The following is a 15,068-nucleotide window of genomic DNA, read 5'->3' on the forward strand; positions in this document are numbered from 1 at the left end:
GGTTGTAGCGCGCCGGCCGCGGGAGGCAAAGCCGGTCTCCCGCTTCAGCCGGCCGGCGCAATGCTATCTGCGCAGCAATCCACCGAGAGCGCCGCGCACCAGCGCCCGGCCGATCGAGCCGCCAACCGAACCGCCGACCGATTTGCCGAGATCGGCGACCACGCCACCGATCACCTTGTCGGTCACCGAGCGCGTGACGCTGCGCGCAATCACCTGTCCGGTCGACATGCGGCCGCGTTTGACGTTGGTGCCGAAGATCGTGGACGCGATCGAACCGATCTGGCCGAGGATGCCGCCACCCTCGCCGCCGGCGCTGCCGTCCGCCGGCGCCGCCGTCCCGGCGAGCCGCTTCTGGATGATCTCGTAGGCGGATTCGGCATCGACCGCGGTGTCGTATTTGCCCTTCACCGGGCTCGCATCCATGATCGCCTTGCGCTCCTCCGGCGTGATCGGCCCGATCCGCGCCGACGGCGGGCGCACCATGACGCGCTCGACCATCGACGGCGTGCCGCCGCCCTCGAGGAACGACACCAGCGCCTCGCCCTTGCCGAGCTCCATGATCACCCGCGCGGTGTCGAGCTTCGGATTGGGCCGGAAGGTCTGCGCGGCCGCGGCAACCGCCTTCTGGTCGCGCGGCGTGAAGGCGCGCAGCGCGTGCTGCACGCGGTTGCCGAGCTGCGCCAGCACCTTGTCCGGCACGTCGATCGGATTTTGCGTGACGAAATAGACGCCGACGCCCTTGGAGCGGATCAGCCGCACCACCTGCTCGATCTTGTCCATCAGCGCCTTCGGCGCGTCGGTGAACAAGAGATGCGCCTCGTCGAAGAAGAACACCAGCTTCGGCTTCGGCAGGTCGCCGGCCTCCGGCAATTCCTCGAACAATTCCGAAAGCATCCAGAGCAGGAAGGTGGCGTAAAGCCGCGGGCTCTGCATCAGCTTGTCGGCAACCAGGATATTGACCATGCCGCGGCCGTCGCGGTCGGTGCGCATGAAATCCTTCAGCGTCAGCGCCGGCTCGCCGAAGAACTTGGCGCCGCCCTGGTTCTCGAGCACCAGGAGCTGACGCTGGATCGTTCCGACCGTCGCCTTGGACACATTGCCGTAGCTCTGCGCCGCTTTGCGGATCGGTGCCAGCGGATCCTCCTCGTCGCCGGCAGCCTTCTTGCTGCCGTCGGGGGCGATCGCATCCAGCAGCGCCCGCAGATCCTTCATGTCGATCAGCGTGAGGCCGTTCTCGTCGGCGACACGGAAGGCAACATTGAGCACGCCCTCCTGCACGTCGTTCAGATCGAGCATCCGCGAGAGCAACAGCGGTCCCATCTCGGTGACGGTGGCGCGCACCGGATGGCCTTGCTCGCCGAACACGTCCCAGAATACGGTTGAGAACTGATCCGGCTGGAAGGTCAGGCCCATCTCCTTGGCGCGCTTCAGGATAAAGTCCTTGGCCTCGCCGACTTCGGAGATACCGGAAAGATCGCCCTTGATGTCGGCTGCGAAAACCGGAACGCCGGCGCGCGCAAATCCTTCGGCCATGACCTGTAGCGTGACGGTCTTGCCGGTTCCCGTCGCACCGGTCACAAGGCCGTGGCGGTTGGCCAGCGCAAGCATCAGCCAGGCTGTTTCCTCGCCCTTGCCGATAAAGATTTTCTCATCGGTGTCGGCCAACTTGGTGTCGGACGTCGCCATCGCTTCGCCTCTTAACGCGATTTTAAATCGGCTCGATCCATTCGAACCGATGACATCATATTGCATCTTGCAGGTCGATTGAAACCATCGGCGCGCACTGATGTATATTGTCGCTCCACCAGTTCCTCATACTTTATTCCCGGCCAAGTGACGAAAGGCATTGCGCATTGCGACAAGATGGTGTGAATCCGCCGCTCACTCTTGCAGAGGTGCAACACTTCCGACGCGATCGAAAAAGAAAACGAACTGAAATGCGCGGATCGCTTGTATTTCGTGACACAGGCGCTCAAGATAAATCTTCAAGAATGATCCGGCAAAAACCGGTTGAGGCGGGGCAATATGGACGAATTGGTTGGGCAGCTGGCCGCGAAGGCCGGCATCGACGGTGCTGTCGCTGAAAAAACCATCGGCATCGTTCTGGGTTTCCTCCGTAACGAGGGACCTTCCGACAAAGTCCAGGCTCTGATCGACCAAATCCCCGGCGCCGAAGCGGCAATCGCCGCCTCCAACAACAGCGGTGGTCTATCGCGGTTGATGGGTGGCGGTCTGATGGCTGTCGGCACCCGGCTGATGGCGCTTGGATTGAGCATGAGTGAGATTCAGAACGTCGCGCGTGAACTTTTCAGGTTCGGCCGCGACAAAATCGGAGCGGATCAAATGGGCGAGATCATCTCGGGGACGCCGGGCCTCAGCCAGTTTGCCTGAAGCATTTTCCCAAACGCCATTGCACGTGCGCTCCCTTCTACCTGCATACGAGTATCATGACATACCCCCTCTCCGAGATCGAAGGCCTGTCCGCCTATTGCGCCACCAAACTGAAATCGCAGGGTATCCGCACGACCGACGCACTGCTTGAAGCCGCCCGCACCGTCAAGGGACGCAAGGCGCTCGCCGCCAAGACCGGGATCAGCGAACAACAATTGCTCGAATGGGCCAACATCTCCGACTACATGCGGATTCCCGGCATGGGCAAGGCGAAGGTCGGCCTGGTCCGCGCCGCCGGCGTCACCACCGTGCGCGAGCTCGCGCACCGCAACCCGTCGCGGCTCGCACAGAGCATGAAGGACGCCAATGTGCGGCGTAAGCTCGTCCGCGTGATGCCGTCGGAGAAATCGGTCGAGCTGCTGATCGAAGAGGCACGCAAGCTGCCTCCCAAAATCACCTATTAGCCTGTCTTAACGGCATTCGGCCGCCGGCCGCGTCACCCGTCATCGCCACACCTTGACTTGCTGCTGCGGTCAGCGCAAAGCCACCGCATGATGGCGAGCAAGCCCATAGCATCGGCGGTGACCGACCCGGCCGTATCGGCGGTGCTACCGGCGCTGTTGTCGCGGCCTTATCCGGCGGTGATGGGCATCCTGAACGTGACGCCGGACTCGTTCTCCGACGGCGGCCAGTTCGCCGCCCCCGAAGAAGCGCTGGCACAGGCCCGCAAGCTGGTCGCCGAGGGCGCCGATATCATCGACATCGGCGCGGAATCCACCCGCCCCTACGGCTCACATCCGGTCACCGCCGAGGCCGAAATGGCGCGGCTGAAGCCGGTGCTCGCCGACGTGATCGCGCTTGGCGTGCCGGTCTCGATCGACAGCATGAAATCGGAGGTCGTGGCCTGGGCGCTCGACCAGGGCGCTGTCATCGCCAACGACGTCTGGGGCCTGCAGCGCGATGCCGGCATGGCGCCGCTCGTCGCCGCACGCGGCGTGCCCGTGATCATCATGCACAATCGCGAGCAGACCGATCCGGCGATCGACATTATGCAGGACATCGCCGCCTTCTTCGAGCGCTCACTCGCGATCGCCGCAAGCGCCGGCATTTCGCCCGACCGGATCGTGCTCGATCCCGGCATCGGCTTCGGCAAGACCCCGGAGCAGAGCATGATCGCGCTGGCGCGGCTCTCCGAGCTCGACGCGTTCCGACTGCCGCTGCTGGTCGGCGCCTCGCGCAAGCGCTTCATCAGCACGGTCGTGCCGTCGGAGCCGCAACAGCGGATCGGCGGCTCGATCGCGGCGCATCTGATCGCCGCGCAGAACGGCGCCCACATCATTCGCGCGCATGACGTCGCCGAAACCGTTCAGGCGCTGCGCGTGGCCGCAGCAATCGAGGGACAGCAATGACCGATACGATCTTCATCACCGGGATCGTCATCCATGCCCGTCATGGCGTGATGGAACATGAGACCGAAGTCGGGCAGCGCTTCGTCATCGATCTCGAGCTCTATACCGACCTCTCGGAATCCTCGCGCACCGATCGCCTCTCCGACACCGTCTCCTATTCCAACGTGGTGGCGACCGCGACATCGGCATTCAAGAACACCAACTACAAGCTCCTGGAGCGCGCCGCGGGTGCGGTGGCCGAGGACATCCTGGCGAGTTTTCCGCGCATCCGGGCGGTCAAGGTCACGGTGCACAAGCCGCACGCGCCGATCGCCGCGATCTTCGACGATGTCGGCGTGGTGCTGACCCGCTCGCGCCATCAACCGCCCCAGGGTTGAACGCAGATGGCTGACGTCCTGATCGCCCTTGGCGGCAATGTCGGCGACGTCCGCATCACGTTTCGCAAGGCGATCGCCAATATCTGCGGCATGACCCAGGCCGCGCTCGTCGCGCGCTCGTCGGATTATTCGACGCCGCCCTGGGGCGAGCAGCAGCAGGACAGCTTCATCAACGCCTGCATCGAGATCGAGACCAGTCTCGATCCGCATGCGCTGCTGTTCACGCTGCACAAGATCGAAGCCAAATTCGGCCGCGACCGCGCCAATGAGCGGCGCTGGGGGCCGCGCACGCTCGACCTCGACCTGATCGCCTATGACGACGTCACACTGAACAAGCCGGAACTGACGCTGCCGCACCCGCGCCTGTTCGAACGCGCCTTCGTGCTGGTGCCGCTCGCCGAGATCGTTCCCGACCGCGTCATCGCCGGGCGCCGCGTCGCCGATGCGCTAGCCAAGGTCTCCGCCGACGGTATTTTCCGTCTAGCGGACCTCGATTAAAGCCAAACCACCGCAAACAACCGTTTGGCTTGGCCGCCCGCCCGTGGCAATTTCCGGCCAAATCAAGGGGCTCCTCGCGGGGCCGGTGAAGGACGATTTGGGCGGATGACGACCTCGACTGACGATTTGGCTCTGGCTTCGGATTTTCGACCTGCGACCTATGACGACTGGCGCAAGCTGGTCGACGGCGTGCTGAAAGGCGCCCCGTTCGAGAAGCTGGTCGGCAAGACCTATGACGGCCTGAAGATCGATCCGATCTACCGCCGCGCCACCAACTCAAGCCCGCTTGCCGGCCGCGCCGCGGCTGCGCCCTGGCAGATCCTGCAGCGGGTCGATCACCCCGATGCCGCACAGGCCAATGCGCAAGCGCTGCAGGATCTCGAGAACGGCGCGACCGGCCTCGAATTCGAGTTCGCCGGCGGTCCCGGTGCGCGCGGCTTCGGCCTTGCCGATGCCAGCAAGAAGACGCTGGCGCGCGCCTGCGGCGGCGTCCATCTCGATGCCGGCATCATGATCGCGCTCAACCCGGTGATCGGACGCGAGAACGCCGGCGAGACCTTTGCCGACATGGTCGAGGCCCGCAAGCTCGACCCGGCCAAGCTCGACCTGCATTTCAATTACCAGGCGCTCAGCACCATGGCCGTGCGCGGTGCTGCGGCCATCGCCTGGCCCAACTACGAAAAGTCGTTCGGCCAGGTCGTCAATGGCCTGATCAAGCGCGGCTTCAAGGGGCCGTTCGTGCTGGCCGACGGCCGGCCGGTCCATGATGCCGGCGGCTCCGAGGTGCAGGAACTCGGTTTCACGCTCGCGCTGGGCCTCGCCTATCTGCGCATGCTGGAAGGCGCCGGCATCGATCTCGATGCGGCGCGTGCGGGCATCTCGTTCCGCCTCAGCGCCGATGCCGACCAGTTCCTGACCATGGCGAAATTCCGCGCGTTGCGGCTGCTCTGGGCACGGGTCGAGCAGGCCTGCGGCCTCGCGCCGAAGCCGATCTTCGTCAACGCGCAGACCGCCTGGCGCATGCTGACCCAGCGCGATCCCAATGTGAACATGCTGCGCGCGACGATCGCAACCTTTGCGGCCGGGCTCGGCGGCGCGAACGCGATCACGGTGCTGCCGCACACGCTGGCGCTCGGCCTGCCTGACGACTTCGCCCGGCGCGTGGCGCGCAACACCCAACTCGTGCTGCTCGATGAGTCCAACCTGGCAAAGGTCTCCGATCCCGCGGCCGGCGCCGGCGGCATCGAGACGCTGACCTCGCAACTCTGCGAAGCGGCGTGGACGCTGTTCCAGGAGATCGAGAAGGCCGGCGGCGTCTTCGCCGCACTCGAGCAAGGCCTGCTGCAAAACAAGGTTGCGGCGACGCGATTGCTGCGCGAGACCAATGTGGCGAAGCGCCGCGACGTGCTGACCGGCGCCAGCGAATTCCCGGATCTGCGCGAGGCCGCCCCCGCGGTGCTGGATGTGAAACCATCAGCGCCGGCGTCCCCCGCCGACGCCAAGGTGAAGTTCGATGCCCTCGCACCGATGCGGCTCGCCGAGCCGTTCGAGGCGCTGCGCGACAAGTCGGATGCCGCGCTCAGGGCGCATGGCGCACGGCCGAAGATCTTCCTGGCCAATCTCGGCACCGCCGCGGACTTCACGGCTCGCGCGACCTTTGCCAAGAGCTTCTTCGAAACCGGCGGGATCGAGGCCATCGACAGCGAAGGGTTTGCCGACGCGGCGGCGCTGGCTGCAGCCTTCAAGGCCTCGGGCGCCACGATGGCGTGCATTTGTTCCTCGGATAAGGTCTATGCCGTCAGCGCCGCCGAGGCCGCCAGGACCCTTCAAGGCGCCGGAGCAAGGCATATCTATCTGGCAGGGCGGCCGGCCGACCAGGAAGCGGCGCTGCGGGCGGCCGGCATCGGCGAGTTCGTCTTCGCCGGCGGTGATGCGCTGGCGACATTGCGCGAGGCCTATCGGCGGATGGAGCAGACATGAGCGCAGAGGCACCATCGACACCCGTTCTGACCGGCGGCTGCCAGTGCGGCGCCGTCCGATTTGCCGTCTCGGCGGCACCGACCCGGATCAGCATCTGCCACTGCCGGATGTGCCAGAAGGCGTCCGGCGCGCCATTTGCCTCCTTCGCCGACATCGATCGCAACGACTTCAAATGGACCCGCGGCAAGCCCGCCGCGTTCAGGTCCTCCTCGATCGCCGAGCGCGACTTCTGCGGGGCCTGCGGAACGCCCCTGAGCTTCCGCCGTATCGACGGGCCGCGGATCGAGATCATGACGGGCTCATTCGATCGGCCCGACCGGGTGATACCGACGCAGCAATTCGGGACCGAGTCCCGCCACGGCTGGGTGGTCGGCATTGCCAACCTGCCGAGCCAGACCACGATGCAGAATTACGGACCGGACAAGATGGCGACGATCGTCAGTCATCAGCATCCGGATCATGACTAAGGAAGCCCAGGAATGACCCGCATTCCCAATTTCGCCGATGTCGCCTTCCAGCCCGTTGCCACCACGGCCCCGGCTGCGAGCGCCGAGCCGTGGCTGACGCCCGAGGGCATCCCGGTCAAATCCGTCTACGGCGAGGCCGATCTCGAAGGCATCGACTTCCTCGAGACCTGGCCGGGCATCGCCCCCTATCTGCGCGGCCCCTACCCGACCATGTATGTCAACCAGCCCTGGACAATCCGGCAATATGCCGGCTTCTCCACGGCGGAGGATTCCAACGCATTCTATCGCCGTAACCTCGCCGCGGGGCAGAAGGGCCTCTCGGTCGCGTTCGACCTCGCCACCCACCGCGGCTACGACTCGGATCATCCGCGCGTCTCCGGCGACGTCGGCATGGCCGGCGTCGCGATCGATTCCATCTACGACATGCGCACGCTGTTCGCCGGCATCCCGCTCGACCAGATGAGCGTGTCGATGACCATGAACGGCGCGGTGCTGCCGATCCTCGCGCTGTTCGTTGCGGCCGCCGAGGAACAGGGCGTGCCGCCGGAGAAACTGTCGGGCACCATTCAGAACGACATTCTGAAAGAGTTCATGGTGCGCAACACCTATATCTATCCGCCGGCGCCCTCGATGCGGATCATCTCCGACATCTTCGCCTACACCTCGCAGCGGATGCCGAAATACAACTCCATTTCCATCTCCGGCTACCACATGCAGGAAGCCGGCGCGACGCAGGACCTCGAGCTCGCCTATACGCTGGCCGACGGCGTCGAGTATCTGCGCGCCGGGCTTGCCGCGGGCCTCGACGTCGATCGTTTTGCCCCCCGCCTTTCTTTCTTCTGGGCGATCGGCATGAACTTCTTCATGGAAGTCGCCAAGATGCGCGCTGCGCGGCTGCTGTGGGCCAAGCTGCTCAAGCAGTTCAACCCGAAGGATCCGCGCTCGCTGTCGCTGCGCACGCATTGCCAGACCTCGGGCTGGTCGCTGACCGCGCAGGACGTGTTCAACAACGTGATGCGCACCACGATCGAGGCGATGGCGGCAACGCAAGGCCACACCCAGTCGCTGCACACCAACGCGCTCGACGAGGCCCTGGCGCTGCCGACCGACTTCTCCGCGCGCATCGCCCGCAACACCCAGCTGTTCCTGCAGCAGGAGAGCGGCACCAACCGCATCATCGATCCCTGGGGCGGCTCCTATTATGTCGAGCGGCTGACCCGCGATCTCGCGCAGAAGGCCTGGGGTCACATCCAGGAGGTCGAGGCGCTCGGCGGCATGGCCAAGGCGATCGAGGCCGGCGTGCCGAAGCTCAGAATCGAGGAAGCCTCCGCCAAGACCCAGGCTCGGATCGATGCCGGCCGCCAGGCGGTGATCGGCGTCAACAAGTTCAAGCCGGACAACGAGAAGGCGATCGACGTGTTGAAGGTGGAGAACTCCACCGTGCGGCGGCTGCAGATCGATAAGCTGGCGCGGCTCAAGAAGGAGCGCAACCAGAAGGACGTCGATGCGGCGCTCGCCGCGCTCACGCGCTCGGCGGGCGAAGGCAACGGCAATCTGCTGGCGCTCGCCATCGACGCCGCGCGCGCCAAGGCCACCGTCGGCGAGATTTCAGACGCGATGGAAAAGGTGTTCGGTCGCCACCGTGCCGAGATCAAGTCCATCACCGGCGTCTACAAGCGAGAGGCAGCGGCGATGTCCAACAAGGTCGAAAAGGTGCAGGCGCTGATCGATGCGTTCGAGGAGGCCGAAGGCCGCCGCCCGCGCATCCTGGTGGCAAAAATCGGCCAGGACGGCCATGACCGCGGCCAGAAGGTGATCGCATCCGCGTTCGCCGATGTCGGCTTCGACGTCGATATCGGACCGCTGTTCGCGACCGCCGACGAAGCCGCCCGCCAGGCGGTCGAGAACGACGTCCACATTCTCGGCGTCTCCTCGCTTGCCGCGGCGCATCTCACTGCGGTGCCGGAATTGAAGGCGGCGCTGAAGAAGCACGGCCGCGACGACATCATGATCATCATCGGCGGCGTGGTGCCGCCGCAGGATTACGACGCGCTGTATGCGGCCGGCGCCGAGGCGATCTTCCCGCCGGGCACCGTGATCTCGGATGCCGCCGAGGAGCTGATCCACAAGCTCAACGCCCGGCTCGGCCATAGCGCGGCGGCGGAGTAGATGATAGATTAGTGGGATTGCAAGGTCTCAAACCATGACACGCGAAGAGATCGTGGCAGCGATACGAGAGAATGCCGATGCCATCAAGGCGGAAGGCGTGTCGAAGCTCGCGATCTTTGGATCGCGCGTGCGCGGCGACTATCGGCCCGACAGTGACGTCGATGTGCTGGTTGAAGTCGAGCCGGACGCCTCGTTTTCGCTACTCAACCTGATCGGCGTCGAGCATATCATTGAAGACGCGACGGGCTTGCAGGCGCAAGCAACCATGAAGCGATCCCTTCCTCCTCGGCTGGCACAACGAATCGCCGACGACATTCTCGAAGTATTCTGACGTGCAGCCAACCGTTGCAGACCGCATGGGCCACATTGCCGCAGCGATCGATAGCATTCGGGACATAACGGCCGGGCAAACCCACGAGAGCTTCGCCAACAATCTGGTGATGCGGCCGGCTGTGGAGCGGCTGCTTGAGATGATCAGCGAAGCATCAAGGCACATTCCAACCGATTTGAACGCCAAGGAAACCGGCATCAACTGGAGGCGATTGGCCGATCTCGGAAACTGGTTGCGCCATGCCTATCATCGGACCGACGCTGGCTTGTTGTGGATCAGTTGAGGATGATCTGTTGCCATTGAAGGCGTTCGTCGATCAACTCGCCAGGGAATTGAAACATTGACTATCATCGTGAAGTGGGCCGTTGCCCTGACATCGGGCTTCCTCTTCATTTCCCCCGCCATCGCCGTCGACCCGAAGCCCGACGCCACGATCAAGAACGCAAGCATCGAGGCCAACGTCTATCTCGACGACAAGATCAAGGCAGATAGCGCGCTGGCGGCCGATTGCCTCGGCGAGGGCCGGAAATGGATCGACAAGAATGCCGCCGAGGCGGCGTCCGCCCGGAAGGATGAGTCTGAGCTCTTCAGGGACCGCGGCGGCTACTCGTTCGAACGCAAATACTCCGAGCGTTCCGTCGTCGACGACCGCTATGTGAGCGTGCTGCGCGATGACTACATCGACACCCACGGCGCGCATCCGAACTCCGACGTCAACACGATCCTGTGGGACGCGACGGCGAAGAAGCGCATCAGCATCCGCCCCTTCTTCACCGAGACAGCGGACAACGGCCCGACCCTGACAGCGATGCGCAAGGCCGTCATCGCCGCGCTGAACGCCGAGAAGAAGCGGCGCGGCGCCGGCGAGACCGCGACCGCCGAATGGTACAAGGAGTTGAAGCCGACCCTGCTCAAGATCGGCGCCGTGAGCTTGGCGCCGTCGACCGTGTCAGGCAAGAGCTCCGGCCTCACCTTCCACTACCCGCCCTATGCTGTCGGCCCCTACGCCGAAGGCCAGTATGTCATCTTCGTTCCGTGGGAGACGCTGAAGCCATATCTGACGCCGGAAGGCGCAAAAATCTTCGCCGGTGCGCGGCCGAAGGGCGACGCGGACGATAAGCAATAGGGCGTCATCAACAAGCCGCGACAGTGCCGATCCGCGTTCCCCTCGCCTGCCATGGCCAGCCGTTGTAAAGCAAGACCATGACCGCATCGAAGCCTGCTGCTCCCGACATAAGCGCCCTCGCCAAGGACCTCCGCGCCGGCCACCGCGCCGCGCTGGCGCGGGCGATCACGCTGGTCGAGAGCCGGCGCGGCGATCACCAGGCCGAAGCGCGCGAGCTGGTGCAGGCGCTATTGCCCGACACCGGCAAGGCGGTGCGGGTCGGCATCACCGGCTCGCCCGGCGTCGGCAAATCGACCACCATCGATGCGCTCGGCATGTTCCTGATCGAGAGCGGCCACAAGGTCGCGGTGCTGGCGGTCGATCCCTCCTCGGCGCGCACCGGCGGCTCGATCCTCGGCGACAAGACGCGGATGGCGCGGCTCGCCGTCTCCGACCAGGCCTTCATTCGCCCCTCGCCCTCCTCGGGCACGCTCGGCGGCGTCGCGGCGAAGACCCGCGAGGCGATGCTGCTCTGCGAGGCCGCCGGCTTCGATGTGGTGCTGGTCGAGACCGTCGGCATCGGCCAGTCCGAGACCGCGGTCTGCGACATGACCGACTTCTTCCTGGCGCTGATGCTGCCGGGTGCCGGAGATGAATTGCAGGGCATCAAGAAGGGCCTTGTCGAGCTCGCCGACATGATCGCGATCAACAAGGCCGACGGCGACAACCTCAAGCGCGCCAACCTCGCCGCCGCCGACTATCGCAGCGCGCTGCACATCCTCGCGCCGCGCTCCGAGCACTGGCATCCGCCGGTGGAGACCTATTCGGCGCTGACCGGCGCCGGGCTCGACCGGCTCTGGCAGAAGATCCTCGACCACCGCACCGCGATGAATGCCTCGGGCGAGTTCGCCGGCCGCCGCAGGGAACAGCAGGTGAAGTGGATGTGGTCGATGCTGGAGAGCCGGATGATGGCGCGGCTGCGCTCGGATGCCGCGATCCGCGCCAAGGTGAAGAAGATGGAGGTCGAGGTCGCCGGCGGCCGCATCTCGCCCGCGGTCGCCGCCGAACAGATCGCGGAGATGCTGCATTGAGCGGCAGGCTGCGCATCCTTGTCACCGGCTTCGGGCCGTTTCCGGGTGCGCCGTTCAACCCAACCATGCCATTGGTGAAGCGGCTGACCGCCCTGCGCCGGCCGGCGCTCGACAATGTCGCGCTGTCGAGCCACATCTTCGATGTCACCTACGCGGCCGTCGATCGCGAATTTCCGGAGCTGATCGCACAACGGCGCCCACAGGCGCTCTTGATGTTCGGCCTCGCCGGCCGCACCGACTATCTGCGGATCGAAAGCCGCGCCCGCAATGCGGTGACCACGCGCTTCCCCGACGCCGGCCGCCAGCATGCGCGCAAGGGATCGATCGAGGGCGGCGCCGATGCGCGCATGTTCGGGCCTCATACTGAAAAATTACTGCGCGCCGCGCTGGCGACCGGGATCGACGCGCGAGCCTCGCGCGATGCCGGCAGCTATCTCTGCAACTATCTAAGCTGGCGGGCGATCGAGGCCGTGAACCGCGACAATGATCTCCGCCTCGCGCAATTCGTCCACGTTCCGCCCCTCGCCCATGACGGAACGGCCGCGCCTGGCAAATCACACATCACGCTGGAAGCGCTCGTCGATGCCGGCGAAGCGATGCTGATGGAGCTGGTGAAACTGACCCGGCAGGCCTCGCGCGCGTGAGCGCGCGGATTGGGCGGTGCAAGTACACGCCCCTAGTTGGCATCCTCCAACTCACGCGTACGCAAGCTGCGGATCATTTCAATAAATTCAGGCTCCGCAGGATCGATCTTGCGGAATCTGTAAGGCTCGAACCCAATCGTCGGAGGAGGTAGCGCGATGCCCGCCAGCCCGACGGTCAGACTACCCGTCCAGGTCGTCCCGATGAAATTGACGGGACGGCGCTTGGGAAGGAGCCGTGAGCCCTCAATCTCCCGGTATCAGGCCCCGCGCATGCGGTCATCCAGGACGCCGCGGCCTCTCGGCTCAAGCACCGGCGTTTCTGGAATACTGGATCACCCGCATGCGCTGGTGATGACATCGAGGAACGACTGTTTGACGACGTGAATCGGTTGCACCCGCGATTAACCCTACCGCCAACAATCGCCCCGCTGCGTCGGCGTGTTCACCATGCGGCGCCGCGTTTCGCGCTACCACTCGACCCGCGAACGTCACCGCTCGCGAATATTGCGAGGGCCTTGCCCATGGACGTCAACCGCCGCCATCTGATCGGAGCAACCGCCGCCGGCGCAGCCGGCGCGCTTGCGATGTCGCCTGACGCTGCGCGTGCCGCCGCTCCATCGACCGGCTCGCTCGGCCGCGACGTCACGCAATACGGCGTGCGCCCCGGCAGCCCCGACGACCAGACCCGCAATTTGCAGCGCGCGATCGACGACGCCGCACGGGCGCAGGTGCCGCTGGCGTTCCCGCCCGGCCTCTACCGCACCGGCCTGTTGCGGCTTGCGCCCGGCAGCCAGCTGATCGGCGTCCGCGGCGCCAGCCGTCTGCTGTTCAACGGCGGCGCCTCACTGCTGGAAGGCGAAGGCGCCGGCGGCGTCGTCCTGATGGGCCTCACCTTCGACGGCGGCAATGTCCCGCTGCCGAACCGGCGCGGCCTCGTGCATTGCCTGTCCGGCCGCGACGTCCGCATCACCGATTGCCGCTTCACCGGCAGCGGCGGCAACGGCATCTGGTTCGAGCAGATGTCGGGCGACGTCAGCAACAACGTCTTCACCGACATCGCGACCACGGCGCTGGTGTCGTTCGACGCGATCGGCCTGATGGTGTCGCGCAACACCATCAAGGGCACCCACGACAACGGCATCGAGATCCTGCGCACCGCGATCGGCGATGATGGCTCGATCGTCGCCGACAACCGCATCGAGGACATCAAGGCCGGCCCCGGCGGCTCCGGGCAGTACGGCAACGCCATCAACGCCTTCCGCGCCGGCAACGTGATCGTGCGCGGCAACCGCATCAAGAACTGCGACTTCTCGGCGGTGCGCGGCAATTCGGCCTCCAACATCCACATCACCGACAACAGCGTCAGCAATGTCCGCGAGGTTGCGCTCTACTCGGAATTCTCGTTCGAGGCCGCGGTGATCGCCAACAACACCGTCGACGGCGCCGCGATCGGCGTCTCCGTGTGCAATTTCAACGAGGGCGGCCGCATCGCGGTGGTCCAGGGCAACATCATCCGCAACCTGCTGCCGAAGCGCCCGATCGGCACCGACCCGAACGACGGCGCCGGCATCGGCATCTATGTCGAGGCCGACAGCACCGTCACCGGCAATGTGATCGAGAACGCGCCGACCTTCGGCATCGTCGCCGGCTGGGGCAAGTACCTGCGCGACGTCGCGATATCGGGCAACGTGGTCCGCAATGCCTTCGTCGGCATCGGCGTCTCGGTGGTGCCGGGCGCCGGCACCGCGCTGATCAACAACAACATGATCTCGGAAACTCCCGGCGGCGCCGTAGTCGGGCTCGACCACGCCCGCCCGATCACGCCGGATCTGTCGGCCGGCGGCGCCCAGCAATATGCGCAGCTTGTGGTCGGCGCGAACGCGGTGCGGCGCTAGCGCGTGATCCGGACAAGCGCGAAGCGGTTTTCCCTCGCGACAAACGCGGAACGCGTCTGCACGGAGATCATGCTCAAAAAATAAGCGAGAGCGGTCGCCTACAGCGCGTTGCGCAGCAGCGGATAGCGCCGCTGGATGGTGTCGAGATCGAGCACCGGCGGCCGCACCGCCGGAGGGGGCATCTCCAGCGGCGGCGCGTCGGCCACGGTGAGCGGCTGCTCCAGCACTTCCGTTGCCGTCTCCAGCGCGGCCGCGACCGCGGTCATGGCGGCCTCCGCCAGTGTCGCGGCCTCCGACCGCCGCTCCGGCACTGGCGAGATATCGCGCGGCGGCAGTTTCGACCTGCCGCGGCCGAGCCAGGACAGATCGATCGGCGAATTGTCGAGCGAGGCTTCGCGCGACAGCAATTCGCGCCAAATGTCGACCGCGGCGCGGGCTTCCCTGATGTTCTCGAGAAAGGCCTGCTCGCTGTGATAGCGCCGCCAGCGCCCGGTATCGAACAGTTCGGTAAGGTGCTCCAGCCTTTGCTCGGCGAGGTTGCACCAGCGTGCAACGATCTCCTGGCCTCTGGCCACGTCGGTCCGATGTGTCATTCAAGTTGCCCGCAGGAAAAGAAACGGACGCAGACGCAACCGAACCGAATCAACTGGACGTGACGCCGATATTCTGTGGAAAAGGTAAATAAAGTCTAACTAAATTCTTAATCGCAAA

At 65.2% G+C, this 15,068-nt stretch carries 16 protein-coding genes; 14 read left to right on the top strand and 2 right to left on the bottom strand.

The genetic code is table 11. The annotated features are described in order from the left end of the window. Nucleotides 1-63: 63 nt before the first annotated feature. Nucleotides 64-1,686 carry a helicase HerA-like domain-containing protein gene (locus PMN64_RS13545; protein ID WP_028345354.1) on the bottom strand — a complete coding sequence of 541 codons (1,623 nt, stop codon included), beginning with the start codon at nucleotides 1,684-1,686 and terminating at the stop codon, nucleotides 64-66. Between the two features lie 339 nt (nucleotides 1,687-2,025). Here PMN64_RS13545 and PMN64_RS13550 point away from each other — a divergent pair, with 339 nt between their 5' ends. The 14 genes from PMN64_RS13550 to PMN64_RS13615 all read left to right on the top strand — a co-directional run bounded on the left by PMN64_RS13550 (nucleotide 2,026) and on the right by PMN64_RS13615 (nucleotide 14,357). Next, nucleotides 2,026-2,391, top strand: coding sequence for a hypothetical protein (locus PMN64_RS13550; protein ID WP_016841849.1), 366 nt, complete (start codon nucleotides 2,026-2,028; stop codon nucleotides 2,389-2,391). Nucleotides 2,392-2,447: 56 nt separating this feature from the next. Next, complete coding sequence (locus PMN64_RS13555) at nucleotides 2,448-2,855, top strand: DUF4332 domain-containing protein (RefSeq protein ID WP_018270650.1); 408 nt, start codon at nucleotides 2,448-2,450, stop codon at nucleotides 2,853-2,855. An 87-nt stretch (nucleotides 2,856-2,942) separates the two neighbouring features. Next, nucleotides 2,943-3,800, top strand: a complete 858-nt coding sequence (gene folP / locus PMN64_RS13560; RefSeq protein WP_411781047.1) for a dihydropteroate synthase — start codon at nucleotides 2,943-2,945, stop codon at nucleotides 3,798-3,800. Further along, nucleotides 3,797-4,177 (top strand): dihydroneopterin aldolase, encoded by a 381-nt coding sequence (folB, locus tag PMN64_RS13565; RefSeq protein WP_016842351.1) that lies wholly within the window; start codon nucleotides 3,797-3,799, stop codon nucleotides 4,175-4,177. Before folP ends, folB begins: the two co-directional genes overlap by 4 nt. 6 nt (nucleotides 4,178-4,183) lie before the next feature. Next, complete coding sequence (folK, locus tag PMN64_RS13570; protein ID WP_304499395.1) at nucleotides 4,184-4,675, top strand: 2-amino-4-hydroxy-6-hydroxymethyldihydropteridine diphosphokinase; 492 nt, start codon at nucleotides 4,184-4,186, stop codon at nucleotides 4,673-4,675. A gap of 105 nt (nucleotides 4,676-4,780) precedes the next feature. Next, the gene (locus tag PMN64_RS13575; RefSeq protein ID WP_028345357.1) at nucleotides 4,781-6,655 is read left to right on the top strand and encodes a methylmalonyl-CoA mutase family protein; all 1,875 of its coding nucleotides are present in this window, start codon (nucleotides 4,781-4,783) and stop codon (nucleotides 6,653-6,655) included. Continuing rightward, nucleotides 6,652-7,122 (top strand): GFA family protein, encoded by a 471-nt coding sequence (locus PMN64_RS13580; protein WP_028345358.1) that lies wholly within the window; start codon nucleotides 6,652-6,654, stop codon nucleotides 7,120-7,122. The genes PMN64_RS13575 and PMN64_RS13580 overlap by 4 nt, the downstream gene beginning before the upstream one ends. A gap of 12 nt (nucleotides 7,123-7,134) precedes the next feature. Further along, nucleotides 7,135-9,291: a methylmalonyl-CoA mutase gene (scpA, locus tag PMN64_RS13585; RefSeq protein WP_411781048.1), complete on the top strand. Its 2,157-nt coding sequence runs from the start codon at nucleotides 7,135-7,137 to the stop codon at nucleotides 9,289-9,291. Nucleotides 9,292-9,325: 34 nt separating this feature from the next. Next, entirely contained in the window at nucleotides 9,326-9,622 is a 297-nt protein-coding gene (locus PMN64_RS13590) for a nucleotidyltransferase family protein (protein WP_028345360.1), read from the top strand. A 25-nt stretch (nucleotides 9,623-9,647) separates the two neighbouring features. Further along, nucleotides 9,648-9,905, top strand: coding sequence for a DUF86 domain-containing protein (locus PMN64_RS13595; protein WP_245288970.1), 258 nt, complete (start codon nucleotides 9,648-9,650; stop codon nucleotides 9,903-9,905). A gap of 63 nt (nucleotides 9,906-9,968) precedes the next feature. Continuing rightward, a complete protein-coding gene (locus PMN64_RS13600) occupies nucleotides 9,969-10,748 on the top strand; it encodes an RsiV family protein (protein WP_155258902.1) in 780 nt (259 codons plus the stop codon). Nucleotides 10,749-10,825: 77 nt separating this feature from the next. Then, nucleotides 10,826-11,818 (top strand): methylmalonyl Co-A mutase-associated GTPase MeaB, encoded by a 993-nt coding sequence (meaB, locus tag PMN64_RS13605; RefSeq protein ID WP_028345362.1) that lies wholly within the window; start codon nucleotides 10,826-10,828, stop codon nucleotides 11,816-11,818. Then, nucleotides 11,815-12,462, top strand: a complete 648-nt coding sequence (locus PMN64_RS13610; RefSeq protein ID WP_028345363.1) for a pyroglutamyl-peptidase I — start codon at nucleotides 11,815-11,817, stop codon at nucleotides 12,460-12,462. Before meaB ends, PMN64_RS13610 begins: the two co-directional genes overlap by 4 nt. A 521-nt stretch (nucleotides 12,463-12,983) precedes the next feature. Next, nucleotides 12,984-14,357, top strand: a complete 1,374-nt coding sequence (locus PMN64_RS13615; protein ID WP_411781049.1) for a TIGR03808 family TAT-translocated repetitive protein — start codon at nucleotides 12,984-12,986, stop codon at nucleotides 14,355-14,357. 98 nt (nucleotides 14,358-14,455) lie between these two features. On the opposite strand, the gene PMN64_RS13620 is transcribed toward PMN64_RS13615, so the two are convergent. Continuing rightward, nucleotides 14,456-14,950 (bottom strand): TIGR03809 family protein, encoded by a 495-nt coding sequence (locus PMN64_RS13620; RefSeq protein WP_028345365.1) that lies wholly within the window; start codon nucleotides 14,948-14,950, stop codon nucleotides 14,456-14,458. Nucleotides 14,951-15,068: the final 118 nt, after the last annotated feature.

Origin of the sequence: Bradyrhizobium sp. UFLA01-814 (genome assembly GCF_046718885.1) — a bacterium.
GTDB classification, from domain to species: domain Bacteria; phylum Pseudomonadota; class Alphaproteobacteria; order Rhizobiales; family Xanthobacteraceae; genus Bradyrhizobium; species Bradyrhizobium elkanii.

Coding starts and splice junctions, on each gene's coding strand:
- PMN64_RS13545 (WP_028345354.1), bottom strand. CDS start 1,686: ATGGCGACGTCCGACACCAAGTTGGCCGACACCGATGAGAAAATCTTT.
- PMN64_RS13550 (WP_016841849.1), top strand. CDS start 2,026: ATGGACGAATTGGTTGGGCAGCTGGCCGCGAAGGCCGGCATCGACGGT.
- PMN64_RS13555 (WP_018270650.1), top strand. CDS start 2,448: ATGACATACCCCCTCTCCGAGATCGAAGGCCTGTCCGCCTATTGCGCC.
- folP (WP_411781047.1), top strand. CDS start 2,943: ATGATGGCGAGCAAGCCCATAGCATCGGCGGTGACCGACCCGGCCGTA.
- folB (WP_016842351.1), top strand. CDS start 3,797: ATGACCGATACGATCTTCATCACCGGGATCGTCATCCATGCCCGTCAT.
- folK (WP_304499395.1), top strand. CDS start 4,184: ATGGCTGACGTCCTGATCGCCCTTGGCGGCAATGTCGGCGACGTCCGC.
- PMN64_RS13575 (WP_028345357.1), top strand. CDS start 4,781: ATGACGACCTCGACTGACGATTTGGCTCTGGCTTCGGATTTTCGACCT.
- PMN64_RS13580 (WP_028345358.1), top strand. CDS start 6,652: ATGAGCGCAGAGGCACCATCGACACCCGTTCTGACCGGCGGCTGCCAG.
- scpA (WP_411781048.1), top strand. CDS start 7,135: ATGACCCGCATTCCCAATTTCGCCGATGTCGCCTTCCAGCCCGTTGCC.
- PMN64_RS13590 (WP_028345360.1), top strand. CDS start 9,326: ATGACACGCGAAGAGATCGTGGCAGCGATACGAGAGAATGCCGATGCC.
- PMN64_RS13595 (WP_245288970.1), top strand. CDS start 9,648: ATGGGCCACATTGCCGCAGCGATCGATAGCATTCGGGACATAACGGCC.
- meaB (WP_028345362.1), top strand. CDS start 10,826: ATGACCGCATCGAAGCCTGCTGCTCCCGACATAAGCGCCCTCGCCAAG.
- PMN64_RS13615 (WP_411781049.1), top strand. CDS start 12,984: ATGGACGTCAACCGCCGCCATCTGATCGGAGCAACCGCCGCCGGCGCA.
- PMN64_RS13620 (WP_028345365.1), bottom strand. CDS start 14,950: ATGACACATCGGACCGACGTGGCCAGAGGCCAGGAGATCGTTGCACGC.